Source organism: Flavobacterium sp. ASW18X (assembly GCF_005144745.1).
GTDB lineage: Bacteria > Bacteroidota > Bacteroidia > Flavobacteriales > Flavobacteriaceae > Croceivirga.
Map to the genome: position 1 here is coordinate 1 of NZ_SWKK01000036.1, position 17,971 is coordinate 17,971.

Consider the following 17,971-nt stretch of genomic DNA (forward strand, 5'->3'; position numbering starts at 1 on the left):
GCTACTACTGTTAAGTTTCTTAAGATTGCTTTCATAACTCAATCGTTTAATATGTTAGTAAAAACTTACACTGCAAACATACGCCCGTTGTACTATGCCATTCTACACCAATTTTTGCCAATATCTATGCTATATTACCCTATACCCAATGTTAATTTATTGTAAACGGTAATTTTACACAGTTTTTTGGTAAATTTGCACAGAAACATGGGTATTCCCCCAAATATGAGTCCTATAGAAGTATTAAAACACAAACCCGCATTTGAAGCCATTGAGCCCAACTTTGGTTATTCTTTTACATACCATAAATATGATGAGTATAACCTAAATAATTTTACGGCTTGGCACTACCATCCAGAATTAGAGTTAGTATACATTAATGGTGGTTCTGGTAAGCGCCAAATAGGCAGCCACGTTTCTTACTTTAGAGACGGCGACCTTATATTAATAGGTAGCAACTTACCCCATTGTGGCTTTACCGATAAACTTACAGGCAACAAAAGTGAATCTGTAATACAGATGAAAAAAGATTTTCTTGGTAATGATTTCTTTGAGATTCCAGAAATGAAGAAAATTAAAAATTTGTTTGAAATCTGTAAAAGTGGTATTGCTTTCTATGGCAAAACGAAAACTAAGATTGGCGAAAAAATAGAAATATTAGAATACCAAACTGATTTTCAACGTTTGCTATCCATTCTTAATATTTTAAATGAACTTGGTTCTACAGATGAATATAAAGTTCTAAATGCAGATGGTTTTACCATGCAGAGTGAAGTTAAGGACAATGACCGTATAAATATTGTATTTAACCATGTAAAGACCAATTTTAAAGAAGAAATTAAACTAGAACAGATTGCTGACATGGTGAGTATGACAGTCCCTTCTTTTTGCAGATACTTTAAAAAAATCACCAATAAAACCTTTACACAATTTGTAAATGAATATAGGTTGGTACACGCGTCTAAATTATTAGCAGAGCAACCTATGAGTATCACAGAGGTGTGTTATGAAAGTGGGTTTAATAATTTTTCTCATTTTAATAAATCTTTTAAAGCATTTACAGGTCAAAACCCGTCTGAATATCGTAATCAATTAAAATCAGTTTTACATTAGTGTAATGTTTGGACTGCAACGTTTAGATTTAGATTTACCACAGGCAGAGATTCGTTATTTTCCTAATTTTTTAGATAAAGAAACGGCAGACCACTACTATAAAGTATTATTAGAACAAACGCCATGGCAGCAAGACCAGATTAAAGTATTTGGTAAAACCTATGACCAACCTAGACTAACTGCGCTATATGGTAATAACGGTAAAAGTTATAGCTACTCCTCTATTATAATGGAACCTCATCCTTATACGGATAGTTTAATGGAGCTATTACAAAAGCTTACCCATATTACAGACCATCAGTTTACCACTTGTCTTTTAAATCTATATCGTGTTGGCAGCGATAGCAACGGCTGGCATGCAGATAACGAGAAAGAATTAGGGATTAATCCTGTTATAGCCTCTGTAAGTTTGGGTCAAGAACGTATGTTTCATTTAAAACATCGTACAGAGAAATCACTCAAAAGAAGTCTACTTTTAGAACACGGTAGTTTATTATTGATGCAAGGCGAAACGCAACACCACTGGTTGCACCAGATACCCAAAACTAAAAAGCCTATTGCACCACGGATTAACCTCACCTTTAGACGCATCGTATAGTAAAATAGTATTTTTAAGGGTGATACTTTATCTTTGTATTGCTATGAAAAAAGAATTTACGGAGCGGGAATTAGACCGCATTATAGAAATGGCATGGGAAGACAGAACCCCGTTTGAGGCCATTACCTTTCAATTTAATATTTCTGAACAAGACACCATAGAACTTATGCGCAAACACATGAAGCCAAGTAGCTTTAGAATGTGGCGTAAGCGTGTACAAGGCAGAAAAACAAAACACCTAAAACTAAGAGACAATCAAACTGGTCGTTTTAAATGTTCTAGACAACGCCATATTAGTGGTAATAAGGTAAGCAAGCGTTAACTTACTTAAACAAATCATTTAAAATTTTAGCCAAGCGTATACCGCCTTTTTTAAGGCGGTCAAACATTACTGGGTTGTATTGGTAGCTATAGCTATACTTTAGTTTTTCTCCGGAATTAACAGAACCATATATTTCTGCAGCTAGGGAATGGCTTTCTTCCATCCAATCCAATACAGCACCGGACTCTATGGCTTTCTTTTGAGCTTTACTCGTTGTACGTATGAGTTCGTCTCCCAATTCATGAAAACTCATCCCGTAAGATTCAATTAAATTAGTGTCCCAGACTTTGTGTAGGTTACTGCCCTCATTAAACCATCGTACTTGTATATCATTACCACCTTTATCTGCAGCCCTACCCGCATGCATTGGTTGGTGCATATCTCCTACTAGGTGCACCAAAAATTTCAAATGAAATACTTTATCTGCTTCGGTGGCATTGTTATCTAAAAGTACACGTTTGCATTTTTCTATAGCCGTATACACATCACCTAAATCACTTTTTTCAGCATCATGATAATGTACATCCAAAGGATAATTCACATAGTGCCAAGGTCCGTACTTAGAGTAACTTCTATCACTTTTAATCTCATCTGCATAGGTAGACACAAAGGCCAGACTATGCCCTGCTAACAATTTATCAATTTGCTTTTTAGCTTTTTTACTTAAATAATGTTCGGCAACATGCCCTGTAACACGATGCCCTTTTTTACCCCAAAGGGTGTTTGCATTGGTTGTGGTCATGGTAAAAGCTAAAAGAAATAGGAATAAAGCGCGCATTCAAAAAAATTTCTGGCGAATATACCATTGCCTTTTTAACCTAGTGTTAAATCTAAGGGGCTTTTAACCTTTTATTATCATCTTGCACCTTTTCAAAATAGACCCATGAAAACATTTGCCAAAAAGAAAAAACTATTAAAAACAGTAGCAATCTTCTTAGCCACAGCGCTTTTAATACCACTGCTTTTTGTTTTTGCTGTATATATAGGCGTATTTGGCAAACTACCCACTAAACAAGAGTTGGCAACCATAGAACACCAGCAAGCTTCTGAAGTTTATTCGGCGGATGGTTTTCTTATAGGTAAGTTTTATTTAAATGATAGACAACCGATTCCTCTAGAACGAATGCCACAAAATCTACTCCAAGCATTGATATCCATTGAAGACGAACGATTTCATGACCATAATGGTATTGACCTAAAAAGTATGTTTCGGGTAGCGTTTAAGAGTATTCTTTTAGGTGACAAAAGTGCGGGCGGCGGTAGTACGTTAACACAACAACTAGCAAAAAATCTATATCCACGTAAGGAGCGTACCTCTAAAAATTTAGCTGTAAATAAGATAAAAGAAATGCTCATAGCCAAAAGATTAGAAGCAAATTATGATAAGGATAAAGTTTTAGAACTTTATCTAAATACTGTTTCTTTTGGAGATAACACTTTTGGTATTGAAGCCGCTGCACGCAAGTTTTTTGATAAACCTACAGATTCTCTTTTGATAGAGGAATCGGCTGTATTGGTTGGAATGCTTAAAGCTACTTATGGTTATAATCCTAGATTATTCCCAGAACGAAGTTTAGAGCGCAGAAATTTGGTACTCTACAATATGCAACGCAATAGTTTTATAGCGGAAGAAGAAAAAGATAGTTTACAACAACTCCCATTAGTACTAAAATACAGAGACTATGACCACAATAATGGTATAGCCCCTTATTTTAGAGAAGCGGTACGTAAAGAGGTGTTAGCTTGGGCACATGATAAAGATGTAAACATTTATACTTCTGGATTAAAAATACAAACTACGCTCCATTATGGCATGCAGCAATTAGCAGAAGAAGCCATGATAGAACATATGAAAAAGCTACAAAAGCAGTTTGAAGATGGCTATGGTTTAAGAGCTCCTTGGTTATCTAAAAAATCAATCATGAAAGCTGCTAAAAAGCTTTCTAAGTACAAACACTGGCAACAAGTGGGTTTATCAGAAAAACAAATTCAGGATAGCTTATCAATTAAGCGAAAAATGACCTTCCCTACGTACAATGGCGAAGAAGAGGTGATGGCTAGTAGCTTGGACAGTTTACAACATTTTATGAAGTTTTTAAATGTTGGTAGTATTGGCATACATCCAAAAAGTGGAGCTGTCAATACATGGATTGGCGGAGTTAATTTTAGCTATTTTAAGTATGACCATGTTAATCAAAGTAAACGCCAAGTGGGGTCTACCTTTAAACCGATTGTTTATTTAACTGCCTTAGAAAATGGAATATCACCTTGCGATTATTTTTCAGCTAGAGAAGTGGAATATCAAAATTTAAAAGGTTGGTCTCCTAGTAATTCTGGTAATAAGGACGAAGCATACTTAAATTATTCATTAGAAGAAGCACTATCCCAGTCTGTAAATACAGTAACAGTAAAGGTTTTAGAAAAAACAGGCTTAGAAAAAGTGCTTGCCCAAGCTACTGAGATGGGAATACAAACAGATTTACCTAAAGAACCTTCTATTGCTCTAGGTACAGGAGAGATACCAATGACAGAAATGGCTAGCGTTTATAGCTCCTTTATTAATCATGGTAGACCAATACGTCCTTATATAATTCAACAAATTAGTTCTAACCAAGATTCAGTTCTTTACAAGCATCAACAAGAAAAACAAGTAACAAGTGCCTTTAGTGAGGATAACCGGAAAATAATGCTACACATGATGCAATCCGTTGTCAATAATGGTACGGCATCTAGATTAAGGAGTACCTACGGACTAAAAAATGCTATTGCCGGTAAAACGGGTACTACACAAAATAATAAAGACGCTTGGTTCGCTGCATTAACGCCTAATTATGTAAATATTACGTGGGTTGGCTTAGATAACCATGAAATTGGTTTTAGCAATACCGCTATTGGTCAAGGGGCAAACGCAGCACTCCCCATTTTTGCCAAGCTCTACCAAAAAATGAATGCCGAATCTCAGTTTGACAGTATTACAAAAGCCACTTTTAGTCCGTTGACGCCAGAACAGCAAGCAAAACTTGCCTGTGACCCTATAAAAAAAGACGGATTCTTAAAACGATTGTTCACCAATCCAAAGAAGAAAAAGAAGAAGAAATTTCGTGGTTAAGATAAATTTAATATTTTTATGATATCATTTTGATATCATATTTGTAAAATAACCACTATGACAAACGAAATTACCTTAAAGCCAATCAATGGCTACCTCATGCTTTTTCTTGCCTTACTATTATTATTTGGCGGCGTATTTATGTTATTTAATAACGGTAGCCTACTTTTTATACTAGCTGTTTTTACAGGACTCTTACTTGCTATGGGTTTGGTTTTAGTGAATCCCAACAGTTCTAGAGTGCTTCTTCTATTTGGAAAATATGTTGGGACTATAAAACAAAATGGCCTGTACTGGGTAAACCCCTTGTTTTCTAAGAAAAAAATATCCTTGCGAGCAAGTAATTTTGATAGTGAAAGGTTAAAAGTGAACGATAAACTTGGGAACCCAGTAATGATTAGTACGATACTTGTATGGCGGGTTACAGATACTTATAAAGCCGCTTTTGATGTTGATGATTATAAAAATTTTGTACGCGTACAAACTGATGCAGCTGTACGCAAACTAGCTAGTATGTATCCCTACGATAATTTTGCAGACGAAGGTATTGAAGAAGATATTACGTTGCGCTCTAGCGTTAACGAGGTGAGTGAAGCTTTGGAAAAAGAAATTCAAGACCGTCTACAAATGGCAGGGATACAAGTATTAGAAGCAAGGATTGGTTATCTTGCCTACGCACAAGAAATTGCCAATGCAATGCTTAAAAGACAGCAGGCCACTGCCATTGTAGCCGCAAGACACAAAATTGTAGAGGGCGCGGTTAGCATGGTAGAAATGGCTTTAGAAGAACTTAATAAAAAAGATATTGTAGCCTTAGATGAAGAACGTAAAGCCGCCATGGTAAGTAATCTGATGGTGGTACTTTGCTCAGATAAAGATGCATCTCCAGTAGTGAATACAGGAACCTTAAATCATTAATGTGAAAGAATACAAAGTAGTCCAATTTGTTGGTGGATTGACCAAAAACGTACAGCGTTTGGAAAGTGTTTTAAACGAGCATGCAAAAAATGGCTGGGAGTACAAGCAATACTTAGAAAATACAGGGAGAATTATAATGGAAAGAACTAAAAATAGATGAGACTAGTCGTACAAATTGTAATCGCTTTTGTTGTTGTTACATGCTCTGCGCAGCATAAACAGGCCAAAATAATGTTTAATTATGATGGTGTTAGTTTTAAAGGCATACTCTCTTATCCTGATAGCAAAAAACCATTGCCTTTAGCCATTTTTATTCCTGGTTCCGGACCTGTAGACATGGACGGGAATCAAAAACCCATGCTGCAAGCAGACTACATTTTGCAGCTTGCAGATAGTTTAAACAATAGAGGTATTGCCTTTTGGCGCTTTGACAAGGCTGCAGTTCTAAATGATATTATTGCAAAAAAACCCGAGTTAGTCTTTGAAGACTTAGTGCAAACTGTTGGCCAAATGCTTACTCATTTTGAGGATAACGGTAATTTTTCAGGATACCATATTTTAGGTCACAGCCAAGGTTCCTTGGTGGGTATGCTACAGAAGCACCCAAAAATTAAAAGCTTTACTTCCCTAGCTGGGCCAGCTAACAGTATAGACACTGTTTTAATCCATCAAATAAAAAAGCAAAGCCCAGAACTAGCTACCATTGCTTCCAAGCATTTTAAAGAACTAATGGCAACGGATACCATACAGGAACTGAATCCTATGCTATTCTCCATATTTGCACCTCAAAATCAAAAATTTATACGCTCGTGGGCCAATTACAATCCTGCGGAAGAATTAAAAAAATTAGAACTCCCGGTTCTTATTCTTAATGGCGATTTAGACATACAAGTTCCTATCACAGAAGCAGAAGCTTTACATAAAGCCAGTCCTAAAGCAACCTATCAAATTTTAAAAAATACTACCCATGTTTTAAAAGAAGTCGCTTTAAAAGAAAAAGGCCTTGAAACGTATACTAATCCAAACTTCCCAATTTCTCCCCAACTAATTAATGCGATAGAAAAATTTATTAAGCTACATGAGTAAGAAGAAAGCCTTTGCACTACGTTTAAATGAAGACATGCTTAAAGCCATAGAAAAATGGGCTTCAGACGAGTTTCGTAGTACTAATGGCCAGATTGAATGGATGCTTATGAAAACGCTGAAAGAGGCAAAAAGAGCACCCAAAAAAGAAGAATAAAACCCTAGTGGAAATATTTGTGATTTATTTAACAGCACAAACTGTTAAATTCGGGGCAGCTAATTCAAAAAATTATCATGGCCAAGTACTTTGCCACACTCCTTGCTATTGTCTTTTTTCAAATAATCAATGCACAGGTTTCTAGCAAATCTTTTGTTGTAAAACACACAAACAAACCCATAGTTTTAGACGGTGTTTTGGATGAGACCAATTGGGAAAAAGCCCAGAGCGTCACTAATTTTCATCAATATTTTCCTGTAGATACCGTAATGGCTGTGCAACCTACAGAAATTAAAATGCTGTATGATGAAACCACCTTGTATGTGGCTGTAAAAGGGTATAGTGAAGGTAGAGACTATATCACTCAATCTTTACAACGAGACTTTAGAGGAGGGGGAATAGACCAAATAAGCCTACTTTTTGATACGTTTAATGACGGTACCAATGCCTTTTTATTTGGTATAAATCCCTTTGGAGTACGCAGGGAAGCCCTTATTTCTAATGGTGGTTTAGATCGTGGAGACTTTACTACTTCTTGGGATGTAAAGTGGAAGGGAGAATCTAAAATTTATGATAATTACTTTATCTCAGAAATTGCTATTCCACTCACCTCTTTTAAGTTTAGAGAAGGAGAAACCAAATGGCGGTTTAATAGCTACCGATTAGACATGCAAGCCAATGAACGCAGTTCATGGATTAGGATACCGCAAAACCAACTTATTTTTAGCCTTGCTTATATGGGCGATATGGTTTTTGAAAAACCATTAGGCAAAAGCAGAACACCACTTGCTATTATTCCGTATGTTAATGGTATTGTGGCTAAGAATCACGAAGAAAACCAACAACTTAATAATTTTAAAGTAGGGGCAGATGCTAAAGTTGCTATTGGTAATAGCCTAAATTTAGATTTAACCGTAAATCCAGATTTCTCTACCGTAGAGGTAGATAATTTTATTACCAACCTAACTCGTTTTGAAGTTGCCTTGCCAGAGAGACGCCAATTTTTTGTGGATAACAACGATTTATTTGGCAGTTTTGGGGGCACTAGAGATGCAAATCCTTTTTTTTCTAGACGTATTGGTATTGCCAAAGATACCGCAGATAATACTATAGAAAACAGAATTTTAGGAGGCTTACGGTTAAGTGGTAAACTCAATAAAAACTTGCGTATAGGTTTTCTTAATATACAAACAGAAGAAGATAAGGATAACGAAATTGCCTCTAACAATAATATGATGATAGCGCTGCAACAAAAGGTATTTTCCCGCTCTAACATCAGCGCATTTTTTATCAATAGGCAAGCTATTGGCGCAGAAGATTTTTTACCAGAAGACGAAATTTACAATCGCGTTATGGGGATAGATTATAACCTCGCTTCCGCGGATAATAGTTGGAATGGTAAAGCTTATGCACACAAATCCTTTCAACCTAATGATAGCGAAGGTAATTTGTCTTTAGGTGTGTTTGCCATAAAAAACACCAAATACCTTTCTGCCTTTGTAGATGTGGTTTCTATTGATGACGATTTTTCTTCAGATTTAGGCTTTATCCGTAGAACAGATATTTTTAAAGTAGCTAACGGATTAACGGGTCGTTTTTGGCCTAAAAAAGGAAAAATAAATCGTTTTGAGAGTCAACTTTTCCAGACCATAACATGGCGACCCGGATTAGACTTCTTATATTCTGATTATAATATCAATTTTGGAACTACCGCATTTTTTAAAACACTAGAACGTTTAGAATTTGGCTTAAATAAACGCTATGTGTATTTAACAGATAGTTTTGACCCTTCTGGCAAAGACGATGCTTTAGAATTACCTGCAAATAGTGCTTACCACTTTAATAGTTTTTCTCTAGGCTTTTCTTCTGATGAAAGACGCGTTTTCTCTTATCGCATACAGCCTAGTTATGGCGAATTTTTTAATGGTAATCGTTTATCCGTAGAATCACGATTCAATTTTAGATTTCAACCAAAAGTAGAAGTAGGCCTTAATTTGCAATACGATAACATAAGTTTACCACAACCCTATTCTAGTGCAGACATTTGGCTGATTAGTCCTAGAGTCAACATAACTTTTTCTAAAAGTGTTTTCTGGTCTACCTTGGTACAGTATAGTAACCAACGCGACAATTTAGGAATCAATTCAAGATTACAATGGCGTTTTGCTCCATTATCAGATTTATTCCTGGTATACAATGATAATTACTTTGTGGAAAGCTTTATGCCTAGAAGCCGTAGCATCAACTTAAAGTTTACCTATTGGCTTAATATCTAGCAGTCCTCTTTTTTCTATATTTGATAAATTCCAAACCAATATGAATCAACTGCCACTAACGGAGGACACCGTTATTATTGGCCTATTAGCATTGTGTTTAGGCTTTGTTTTTTACACCTCTTCTAAATCTACAGGCTTTTGGAGCAAATTCTATAAAATAGTACCTGGTGTACTTATGTGCTATTTATTGCCAGCCGTTTTAACCAGTTCTGGTTTGGTTTCAGAAGCGGATTCTAATTTATATTACATCGCAAGTAGGTACTTGTTACCAGCTGCCCTTATTTTAATGACGCTTAGTATTGACCTAAAAGCCATAGCCAATTTAGGTTCTAAGGCACTCATTATGTTTTTTACGGGTACCGTAGGCATAATCATTGGTGGCCCTTTAGCTATCCTAATTGTGTCTATCTTTTCTCCAGAAACTGTGGGTGGAGCAGGCTTTGATGCTGTTTGGAGAGGATTGACCACTATTGCTGGCAGTTGGATTGGAGGTAGCGCTAACCAAGCGGCCATGTTAGAGATTTTTCAATACAACCAAGATAAATACGGTGGCATGGTGTTGATAGACATTGTAGTTGCAAACGTTTGGATGGCCGTAGTCTTATTTGGGATTGGTAAATCTAAAAAAATAGATACTTGGTTACAGGCAGACACTTCTTCTATAGAAGTTTTAAAAGAAAAAGTAAAAGCGCACACTGAAAAAATTACTAGAGTTCCTACCCTGCACGATTTTATAATGCTCTTTTTCTTTGCCTTCTTTGGCGTTGGTTTATCCCATTTTTTTGGCAATTCTATAGCTCAATTTTTAGAAGATAATTTTGAAATTATTCGCAATAAGGAAAAGATTCTTTCTTCCCTCAGTTCAACCTTTCTTTGGATGGTAGTAGTAGCAACAGCTTTTGGCATTCTGCTTTCTTTTACCAAAGCAAAAAACTATGAAGGAGCAGGAGCTAGTAAAATAGGCAGATTATTCGTGTACATTTTGGTAGCTACTATAGGAATGAAAATGGATATAGGTAAAGTCCTGGAAAATCCAGGTCTCATTGCCATAGGTTTTGTGTGGATAACTATACATGCCTTACTCTTAATTGTGGTAGCTAAGTTGATTAAAGCACCTTACTTTTTCTTAGCGGTAGGGAGCCAAGCCAATGTTGGCGGTGCAGCTTCCGCTCCCATCGTGGCAGCAGAATTTCATCCTTCGTTAACTTCCGTAGGTATTTTGTTGGCTGTATTCGGCTATGTAGTGGGTACAGTAGGCGCCTATTTATGTGCCATTTTAATGGAAGTTGCCGCAACTTTTTAAATAACTTGTGCATATTACCTCTTTTAAAAATCGATTTAATTAAGATATTTGCCACTTTAAATTTGATGATGAAGAAACTAATCTTAACCTTAGGAATTATTTCCATTTTGGCTTCTTGCGGGAGCGACCCAAGTAAGACTATGCAACTAACTGGGACCATTAAAGGACTTAAAAAAGGAACCTTATATCTACAAAAAATACACGACACCACTATGGTTACTGTAGATTCTATAGCTTTTCATGGCGATGGTTCTTTTGAGTTTGAGCAACCTTTGGAACATCCAGAATTATTTTTCTTGCATTTAGACCGAGCAGATAATAACACTTTTAATGACCGTTTGCAGTTTTTTGGTGAAGCAGGCCAAGTTACTATTACCACTAATTGGGATGAGTTTGATCAAGCTAAAATAAACGGTTCTGCCAGCCAAACTGATTATGAAGAATACCAAAATATCATTTCTAATTTTCATAAAAAAGACTTAGAGTTAGCCCAATTAGCCTACAATGTGCAGGATACTACAAAATTAGACTCTTTACAAACTGCGGCGGAGCGCAATTACTTAAGAAGATATGGCTACATCTTAAACTTTGGTTTAACACACCCTAAAAGCTATGTTACCCCCTTTGTTACAGTTAGAGATGGCGCAGAGGCTAACCCAAAATATCTAGATTCTGTTTACAACAACCTAGATACAAAAGTGGCCAACTCTACCTATGGTAAGGAGCTGGCCAAGCTTTTAAAAAAATAATATTTTGGTGGAATTTAGCTTGTAGCTAAATCGTTCAAAGATGAGATTAAATCCGTAGCCTCTTTTTCTAATTGGTTACGGATTTCTTTATAATGTACCTTTTTGTTTTCAACATCTTTTTGGTGCACCTTCTCTAAAAGATTATCAAAAGTGGCAATAGCCTTATCTATCAATTCTGAACCTTCTTTAGAATTAATATTTCCGGTTTCTGCTTCCCACTGGTATACTGCATCAATAATATCCCCTAGAACGTAGTTGATATCTTTCTTTAAATTCTTTACACTTGCCATTCTTCTAAATTTTGAGCAAAGGTAGTTACTAAATAGTTACCTCTAACAATTTAACACCACTAGTTGCAATTGCTATTTTGGTAGATGATGCTGGCACTAAAATAGTTTCTCCTTTAGTTAATTCTGCACTACCATAGTCATTAGTCACAGTAGCACTGCCCTCAACACACATGTATATGGTGAAAGAATCTCTTGTAGTAACATCTTGCGATAAATCGTTCTCTAAATCCAAAAAATTGGTTTTAAAATAAGGACAATCTACCATGCCATTAACTTGGTCTTTAGTAGTATTATACGCTACTTTAAAATCGTCTTTTTTAGTATAATCAATAGCATCTAAAGCTAAATCTGTATGTAATTCTCTTAAATTTCCTTCTTTGTCTTTTCTATTAAAATCAAAAACACGGTATGTAATATCTGATGTTTGCTGTATTTCTGCCAATAAAACACCAGCACCTATGGCATGTATTTTCCCCGTATTAATAAAAAAGGTATCCCCAGAGGTTACTTCTTCATAATTTAATAGATCCAACAGGGTATCATCTTCCAAGCTTTTCTTGTAAGCTTCTTTCTCAACGTCTTTATTAAAACCAACAATAAGTTTAGCTCCAGGATCTGCATCCATGATGTACCACATTTCGGTTTTACCAAAAGAGTCATGTCGCTCTTTGGCTAGAGCATCATTAGGATGTAATTGAATTGATAAATCTTGCTTAGCATCTATGAACTTAATTAATATAGGAAACTCTCTACCAAAACGATTTACCACACTTTTACCTAGTAAAGCTTCGCCTTGTTCATCTATAAGTTCTTGTAAGGAAGTACCTTTTATTGCGCCATTAGAAACTATAGAAACATCGCCTTTAACAGCAGACAGCTCCCAACTTTCTCCTGTTGTATCAGTTTCACTTGGCTTGTTAAAAAGCGACTTTAATTTTTCTCCACCCCATAGACGGTCTTTCATAATAGGGTTAAACTTTAATGGATATAGTCCCATAATAATTTCGTATTATTTTTCTTACAAATTATAACGTCGTGTTTGCAGTTTAAGTATTAATTTGCTTAGCCCGTATAGGTTACAAAATTACGAGGAGTCTCGTACAATTGTATTTCCAATTCGTTTTCAGCTATAATATGTGGTCTCAATTTATTAAATATTACTACTGCAATATTCTCTGCTGTAGGGTTTAGATTGGCAAACTCTGGCACGTCTAGATTTAAATTTCTGTGGTCTAAGGGTTCTATAACATGTTCTTTAATTAGGTCTTTTAGCACCTTCATATCCATCACATAACCAGTCTCTTTATCAATCTCGCCAGTAACACTTACGATTAAATCGTAATTATGCCCATGAAATTTGGGATTGTTGCATTTACCAAAAATCTCCTGATTCTTGTCAAACGTCCAATCCTCTCTGTATAATCTATGTGCGGCGTTAAACTGTGCTTTTCTGCTTACTTTAACCCTCATGTACTTGTTGCATTAAATGATTATAAAATTTATCAAAAATAATCTTGAACCAAGCTGTGTAGTTTTCCGGATGCGCAGCAATGTCTTCTTTCACTGCCTTGGGCGTCATCCATTTCCAAGCTTGCACTTCTTCTGGATTAATCTTAGGTTCTCCTTCAAAATAGCCCACCATTACATGGTCAAATTCATGCTCTGTAAGGCCATTGTCAAAAGGTGCTTTATAAATGAATGAGAAAATTTCTTTAAGGTCTACCACAAAGCCCATTTCTTCCATCAATCTGCGTTTACCAGCCTCTAGATTGGATTCACCATCTCTTTGATGACTGCAACAAGTATTAGTCCAAAGATTTGGGGTATGGTATTTATGGGCAGCACGCTGCTGCAACATAATCTCTCCCTTTTTATTCAACACAAATACTGAGAATGCTCTATGTAGTAACGCCTTCTCATGCGCTTCCATTTTTGGCATTAATCCAATTTGTTGGTCATTGGAGTCTACCAAAATCACTTTTTCTTCCATGGCATAAAAATAAAGTCTTTATACGACTCTAGCTGCCAACAGATAGATAAATTGTAAAGGAAAATGTTAGAAGAAACGAGGGGACTTTAAATTTCCTTCTGAGCGTAGAAACTCAAATCTAAAAATAACCTCAAAAGAACCATCATTAAAACTAGTGGAACCTAATTCTGTTATTTCTCTATCATAAGCTAAACCTAAAAACATTTGCTCAGAAATATTAAAACCAAACATACCGCTAAATGCAGCATCCCAACGGTAGGCAACGCCACCAATAAATTTTTCATTAAACATAAAGTTGGCAGATAAATCTACTTGTAAAGGCGCTCCATTGACCATTTTTCCTAGAACAGCTGGTTTAAATTTAAGGTTGTCATTTAAATCCCAAACGTAGCCGGTAATCAGATAAAAATTCATCCGTTCTTTTGCTACAGATTGCGAAGATTCTGCAAAATGTTCCGTTTCTAAAAAGCGAGGCACAGATAAGCCTGCATAAAATTTTTCTGTATGATAGTATACTCCTGCACCAATATTTGGCGAAAAACGATTGTCTATATTCGCTTGTAGTGTGGCATCTGAACCCTGTACATCATCTTGATTCAATTGATCAAAATCTACGTTTAACAAATGAGCACTTGCTTTAAGGCCAAAACTCAATCTACCCTCTGCACTAGTGTAAATGGTATATGAAAAATCGGCATCAAAATAGGTTTCAGAAGTAGGTCCTATTTTATCATTAACAATAGACACTCCCAACCCTACACCACGGTAGCCTATAGGAGAATGCACATTTAATGTCTGAGTTTCTGGAGCACCATCTAAACCAATCCACTGATTACGGTACAAGGCTGCCAAACTTAAGTGACCACGAGAACCCGCATAAGCCGGATTTACACTCATGGTATTGTACATGTATTGTGTATACTGGGCATCTTGTTGCGCATTGATGGTACCTAAAGTCATTACCAACGCTACAAAAGCTAAAGTTGTTTTTTTATGTTTGAATATGTACTTAAACATACTAGTTTGTTTTATCTATTGATATAAATGTATCCTGACAATTGCTTCATATTCCCGATGGAATCTTCGTAATTGATGATGTAGAAATACGTACCAACAGGTAATTTTCTATCCTGATCTACGGTTACTCTACCTTCGGATGTGCCATCAAAAACATTACCATTAGAGTTGTAAGCTTTTGTTTGGTATACTAAAACACCCCAACGATTGTATATTTTAACCGTGTTGTTGGGGAAATTCTCAATGTTTGCAATTCGTAATACATCATGTACACCATCGCCATTAGGAGTTACCACATTAAAGACTTCTATTTCTGTTTCTTGCTGAATTAAATCTGGATCTAAGTAATTTGGAATACCATCCTCATCGGTATCATCATTTGCAAAATTTCCATCTAAATCCACATCTTCGTCAGTAGTCTCTATACCATCACCATCGTCATCTGTATCTCTAAAATCAGGGATACCATCTTGGTCTGTATCTGGTAAGTCTGCTACTGGGTCGTTAATTTCATCATTTACATCCGTATCTACAGTTGCATCGCCTTCGTAACCATCATTAAGACCATCGTTATCTTTGTCAGAATCTACCCATACCACATCTGGTAAGCCATTCTGGTCAAAGTCGTTACCTTCTATATTGTCTGGAACACCATCTCCATCGGCATCTTCATCTACGTAATCTGGTAATCCGTCCAAATCTGTATCTACAGGTATAATCCCTAGATTACCATCTTGCTCGTAAGCATCGTCTAGACCATTGTTATTAGCATCAACACCAGTTGGAGCAATATAACCATCAGTAGTTTGTGCCTCAATATTATCTGGGATACCATCATCATCACTATCTATATCTAAATAATCTGGGAAACCATCATTATCAGTATCTGTAGGATTGGTAGCTGGGTCATTATCGCCATCGGCATTTAAATCTTCAAAACTATCTAGAATTCCATCCCCATCCGTATCTAAAATAACCTGGTCTGTTACCACTACTGTAACGGTAGATGTACTACAGTTACCTAGCGCATCACAAACCGTGTAATCAAACATATCGGTACCATCAAAATCTGTATTTGGTGTATAGGTAATAACATCATCACTAGGGTCATTAGGTGTACCATTATCGTCTACTACCACAGTACCATTTGTTGGTTCTGTAAAGGTTAATGTTCCTGTTGATGGCAAATCATTATCGTTGACTGCCCAATCTATTGTAATTGGTGTATCTTCTTCTGTAGTTACCACATCTGGTATCGCGTCTACAATTGGGTTTACATCTACTGTTACTGTTGTGGTAGAGCAATCGCCAAAACTATTACATAAGGTATACTCAAAAACATCTTGTCCATTAAAATCTGGATTTGGTGTATACATGACAATGTCGTCCGTAGGGTCGTTTGGTGTGCCATTCTCATCTACAGATACTACACCATTTGCCGGTTCTGTAAAAGTTAAAACCCCAGTATCTGGCAATTCCGAATCGTTATCAAATATTGGAATTTGAACGGAATCATCTTCATCCACTACTGCAAAATCTTCTACCAATATAGCAGCTTGGTCCATACAAACAACCGTGAACCTTGGTAATGCAAAACTATTGTTGGCTTTAGTAATTGTGGCCACATAACGTTCAACAGTTTGGGTTGCTGTTACCATGGGTTGCGTACCACTCATACTCGGATTGTTCCAGTCTATGGTTGCGCTGCCACTAACGTTCTGGGATACGTCTAACGTAACCTCATTATAGGGCGAATTGCAATTGGTAACAATAAAATAGCCAGTGGCGTTAGAACCACAAAGCGTTCCATCATAGGTTGCAAAATAAACTCCAGGTTCGGTAACTTCATAAAAGGAATCCGTACCCAAAACGGTGTTCGTGTCCGAAGCCTCAAACCACCTAAAGTTATTTTGATCACTATCTGTTGGCGCTTGTAGTAAAAACTGAGCAGAAACACTGCCCATACCCATAATTAGAAGAAATATGGACAGTAGTTTTATTTTATGTGTAATGGATGTATCCAAAATTTGATGAGCTTTAGATGATTACTTTACTACAAATACTACGTTGATTAACGAATTGTAATCTGCAGGCTGCCCAATTATTTCATAACTCAGCACGCCATTTACATCAATGCTCATTGTAGCGGTATTAAATACCGTTGGATCAGCATAGGTTACGTAGTAATAAAGCTCCGTAGCCGTATAAGTTGGCAAGGCAGCCGGTGCGCCAGCACTCCCTACTGTTGGGCTACCAAATTGTGCCATGTACTGCGCATGCAAGTCTATAGAGAATGTTCCATTTATAGAAGCATCTACTGTAATTGATGGAGGATAGAATATTCTAGCCGCCTTAGATGTAATAGGTGCAATTGCTTGTATTACTTCTTGCACATTGGTCTCAGCAGTTGGAGAAGCTTCACCACCCTCATCTACGTCTATTGGAGTTCTTAAGTTAACTTCATCATCAAACTGGTCATCGGTACTGTTCGTAGCCAATTCTGCCAATGCTCCTTCTACATCAGTCGATGTAAAGTTTCCTGCAGCATCGGTGATAGCTACTTCAGTTGCTGTCTGGTCATCCGTACCGGCATTATCCAAGTTCGATAAATCTACTGTCTGCGTACCGCCATTCTCTAATGTGATGGTCAATACATTGGTAGCATTATCCAAACTGAATGCTGTGATGGCCTGGTCGTCCGTGTTATCCAAGAACGGAGTTAAATCTACCGTACCTCCATCTTCCAACGTCAATATGTTACCTGCTGCTAAACTTAAAGCTTGGTCGTCCGTACCTGCGTTATCCAAGTTCGATAAATCTACTGTCTGCGTACCGCCATTCTCTAATGTGATGGTCAATACATTGGTAGCATTATCCAAACTGAATGCTGTGATGGCCTGGTCGTCCGTGTTATCCAAGAACGGAGTTAAATCCACTGTACCTCCATCTTCCAACGTCAATATGTTACCTGCTGCCAAACTTAAAGCTTGGTCGTCCGTGTTATCCAAGAACGGAGTTAAATCTACTGTACCTCCATCTTCTAAAG

The 17,971-nt window shown here is 36.7% G+C and carries 19 protein-coding genes; 11 read left to right on the forward strand and 8 right to left on the reverse strand.

What is annotated here, in order from left to right:
- Positions 1–207: 207 nt before the first annotated feature.
- Genes FBT53_RS15680 through FBT53_RS15690 form a run of 3 tightly spaced genes read left to right on the forward strand, consistent with a single transcriptional unit; the run spans position 208 to position 2,033 of the window.
- Positions 208–1,113, forward strand: coding sequence for an AraC family transcriptional regulator (locus FBT53_RS15680; protein WP_240729850.1), 906 nt, complete (start codon positions 208–210; stop codon positions 1,111–1,113).
- 4 nt (positions 1,114–1,117) lie between these two features.
- On the forward strand, positions 1,118–1,711 hold the full coding sequence (locus tag FBT53_RS15685) for an alpha-ketoglutarate-dependent dioxygenase AlkB (RefSeq protein ID WP_136952136.1): 594 nt from the start codon (positions 1,118–1,120) through the stop codon (positions 1,709–1,711).
- A gap of 43 nt (positions 1,712–1,754) precedes the next feature.
- A complete protein-coding gene (locus FBT53_RS15690; protein ID WP_136952137.1) occupies positions 1,755–2,033 on the forward strand; it encodes a TIGR03643 family protein in 279 nt (92 codons plus the stop codon).
- Between the two features lies 1 nt (position 2,034).
- On the opposite strand, the gene FBT53_RS15695 is transcribed toward FBT53_RS15690, so the two are convergent.
- On the reverse strand, positions 2,035–2,811 hold the full coding sequence (locus FBT53_RS15695) for a S1/P1 nuclease (RefSeq protein ID WP_136952138.1): 777 nt from the start codon (positions 2,809–2,811) through the stop codon (positions 2,035–2,037).
- A gap of 105 nt (positions 2,812–2,916) precedes the next feature.
- Between FBT53_RS15695 and FBT53_RS15700 the strand changes: the two genes are divergently transcribed.
- From FBT53_RS15700 to FBT53_RS15735, 8 genes are all read left to right on the forward strand, one after another.
- Positions 2,917–5,142 (forward strand): transglycosylase domain-containing protein, encoded by a 2,226-nt coding sequence (locus tag FBT53_RS15700; RefSeq protein WP_136952139.1) that lies wholly within the window; start codon positions 2,917–2,919, stop codon positions 5,140–5,142.
- Between the two features lie 57 nt (positions 5,143–5,199).
- Positions 5,200–6,060 carry an SPFH domain-containing protein gene (locus FBT53_RS15705; protein WP_136952140.1) on the forward strand — a complete coding sequence of 287 codons (861 nt, stop codon included), beginning with the start codon at positions 5,200–5,202 and terminating at the stop codon, positions 6,058–6,060.
- Between the two features lies 1 nt (position 6,061).
- The gene (locus FBT53_RS15710) at positions 6,062–6,220 is read left to right on the forward strand and encodes a DUF4177 domain-containing protein (protein ID WP_136952141.1); all 159 of its coding nucleotides are present in this window, start codon (positions 6,062–6,064) and stop codon (positions 6,218–6,220) included.
- Positions 6,217–7,146, forward strand: a complete 930-nt coding sequence (locus tag FBT53_RS15715; RefSeq protein WP_136952142.1) for a S9 family peptidase — start codon at positions 6,217–6,219, stop codon at positions 7,144–7,146. The genes FBT53_RS15710 and FBT53_RS15715 overlap by 4 nt, the downstream gene beginning before the upstream one ends.
- Complete coding sequence (locus tag FBT53_RS15720; protein WP_136952143.1) at positions 7,139–7,300, forward strand: Arc family DNA-binding protein; 162 nt, start codon at positions 7,139–7,141, stop codon at positions 7,298–7,300. Before FBT53_RS15715 ends, FBT53_RS15720 begins: the two co-directional genes overlap by 8 nt.
- Before the next feature lie 77 nt (positions 7,301–7,377).
- Positions 7,378–9,576, forward strand: coding sequence for a DUF5916 domain-containing protein (locus tag FBT53_RS15725; RefSeq protein ID WP_136952144.1), 2,199 nt, complete (start codon positions 7,378–7,380; stop codon positions 9,574–9,576).
- A 40-nt stretch (positions 9,577–9,616) separates the two neighbouring features.
- Positions 9,617–10,879 (forward strand): DUF819 domain-containing protein, encoded by a 1,263-nt coding sequence (locus FBT53_RS15730; protein ID WP_136952145.1) that lies wholly within the window; start codon positions 9,617–9,619, stop codon positions 10,877–10,879.
- A gap of 65 nt (positions 10,880–10,944) precedes the next feature.
- The gene (locus FBT53_RS15735) at positions 10,945–11,628 is read left to right on the forward strand and encodes a DUF4369 domain-containing protein (protein ID WP_240729851.1); all 684 of its coding nucleotides are present in this window, start codon (positions 10,945–10,947) and stop codon (positions 11,626–11,628) included.
- A 14-nt stretch (positions 11,629–11,642) separates the two neighbouring features.
- Here the strand turns inward: FBT53_RS15735 and FBT53_RS15740 are convergent, their stop codons facing one another.
- The 7 genes from FBT53_RS15740 to FBT53_RS16165 all read right to left on the reverse strand — a co-directional run.
- Positions 11,643–11,918 (reverse strand): hypothetical protein, encoded by a 276-nt coding sequence (locus tag FBT53_RS15740; protein ID WP_136952147.1) that lies wholly within the window; start codon positions 11,916–11,918, stop codon positions 11,643–11,645.
- Between the two features lie 28 nt (positions 11,919–11,946).
- Positions 11,947–12,915 carry a type I phosphomannose isomerase catalytic subunit gene (locus FBT53_RS15745; RefSeq protein ID WP_136952148.1) on the reverse strand — a complete coding sequence of 323 codons (969 nt, stop codon included), beginning with the start codon at positions 12,913–12,915 and terminating at the stop codon, positions 11,947–11,949.
- Positions 12,916–12,980: 65 nt separating this feature from the next.
- Complete coding sequence (locus tag FBT53_RS15750; protein ID WP_136952149.1) at positions 12,981–13,388, reverse strand: 6-carboxytetrahydropterin synthase; 408 nt, start codon at positions 13,386–13,388, stop codon at positions 12,981–12,983.
- Positions 13,378–13,908 (reverse strand): isopentenyl-diphosphate Delta-isomerase, encoded by a 531-nt coding sequence (gene idi / locus FBT53_RS15755; RefSeq protein WP_136952150.1) that lies wholly within the window; start codon positions 13,906–13,908, stop codon positions 13,378–13,380. The genes FBT53_RS15750 and idi overlap by 11 nt, the downstream gene beginning before the upstream one ends.
- A gap of 66 nt (positions 13,909–13,974) precedes the next feature.
- Positions 13,975–14,925, reverse strand: coding sequence for a type IX secretion system membrane protein PorP/SprF (locus FBT53_RS15760; RefSeq protein ID WP_136952151.1), 951 nt, complete (start codon positions 14,923–14,925; stop codon positions 13,975–13,977).
- A gap of 11 nt (positions 14,926–14,936) precedes the next feature.
- Entirely contained in the window at positions 14,937–16,895 is a 1,959-nt protein-coding gene (locus FBT53_RS15765; protein ID WP_136952153.1) for a gliding motility-associated C-terminal domain-containing protein, read from the reverse strand.
- Between the two features lie 75 nt (positions 16,896–16,970).
- Positions 16,971–17,971, reverse strand: a 1,001-nt coding sequence (locus tag FBT53_RS16165) for a hypothetical protein (protein ID WP_169630383.1), incomplete at its 5' end; no start/stop codon positions are given.

Bases quoted from the DNA above. Each gene is read 5' to 3' on its own strand.
- FBT53_RS15740 (WP_136952147.1), bottom strand. From the start codon at position 11,918: ATGGCAAGTGTAAAGAATTTAAAGAAAGATATCAACTACGTTCTAGGG.
- FBT53_RS15695 (WP_136952138.1), bottom strand. From the start codon at position 2,811: ATGCGCGCTTTATTCCTATTTCTTTTAGCTTTTACCATGACCACAACC.
- FBT53_RS15690 (WP_136952137.1), top strand. From the start codon at position 1,755: ATGAAAAAAGAATTTACGGAGCGGGAATTAGACCGCATTATAGAAATG.
- FBT53_RS15735 (WP_240729851.1), top strand. From the start codon at position 10,945: ATGATGAAGAAACTAATCTTAACCTTAGGAATTATTTCCATTTTGGCT.
- FBT53_RS15765 (WP_136952153.1), bottom strand. From the start codon at position 16,895: ATGGGTATGGGCAGTGTTTCTGCTCAGTTTTTACTACAAGCGCCAACA.
- FBT53_RS15715 (WP_136952142.1), top strand. From the start codon at position 6,217: ATGAGACTAGTCGTACAAATTGTAATCGCTTTTGTTGTTGTTACATGC.
- FBT53_RS15745 (WP_136952148.1), bottom strand. From the start codon at position 12,915: ATGGGACTATATCCATTAAAGTTTAACCCTATTATGAAAGACCGTCTA.
- FBT53_RS15705 (WP_136952140.1), top strand. From the start codon at position 5,200: ATGACAAACGAAATTACCTTAAAGCCAATCAATGGCTACCTCATGCTT.
- FBT53_RS15685 (WP_136952136.1), top strand. From the start codon at position 1,118: ATGTTTGGACTGCAACGTTTAGATTTAGATTTACCACAGGCAGAGATT.
- FBT53_RS15680 (WP_240729850.1), top strand. From the start codon at position 208: ATGGGTATTCCCCCAAATATGAGTCCTATAGAAGTATTAAAACACAAA.
- FBT53_RS15725 (WP_136952144.1), top strand. From the start codon at position 7,378: ATGGCCAAGTACTTTGCCACACTCCTTGCTATTGTCTTTTTTCAAATA.
- FBT53_RS15730 (WP_136952145.1), top strand. From the start codon at position 9,617: ATGAATCAACTGCCACTAACGGAGGACACCGTTATTATTGGCCTATTA.
- FBT53_RS15760 (WP_136952151.1), bottom strand. From the start codon at position 14,925: ATGTTTAAGTACATATTCAAACATAAAAAAACAACTTTAGCTTTTGTA.
- FBT53_RS15720 (WP_136952143.1), top strand. From the start codon at position 7,139: ATGAGTAAGAAGAAAGCCTTTGCACTACGTTTAAATGAAGACATGCTT.
- FBT53_RS15700 (WP_136952139.1), top strand. From the start codon at position 2,917: ATGAAAACATTTGCCAAAAAGAAAAAACTATTAAAAACAGTAGCAATC.
- FBT53_RS15750 (WP_136952149.1), bottom strand. From the start codon at position 13,388: ATGAGGGTTAAAGTAAGCAGAAAAGCACAGTTTAACGCCGCACATAGA.
- idi (WP_136952150.1), bottom strand. From the start codon at position 13,908: ATGGAAGAAAAAGTGATTTTGGTAGACTCCAATGACCAACAAATTGGA.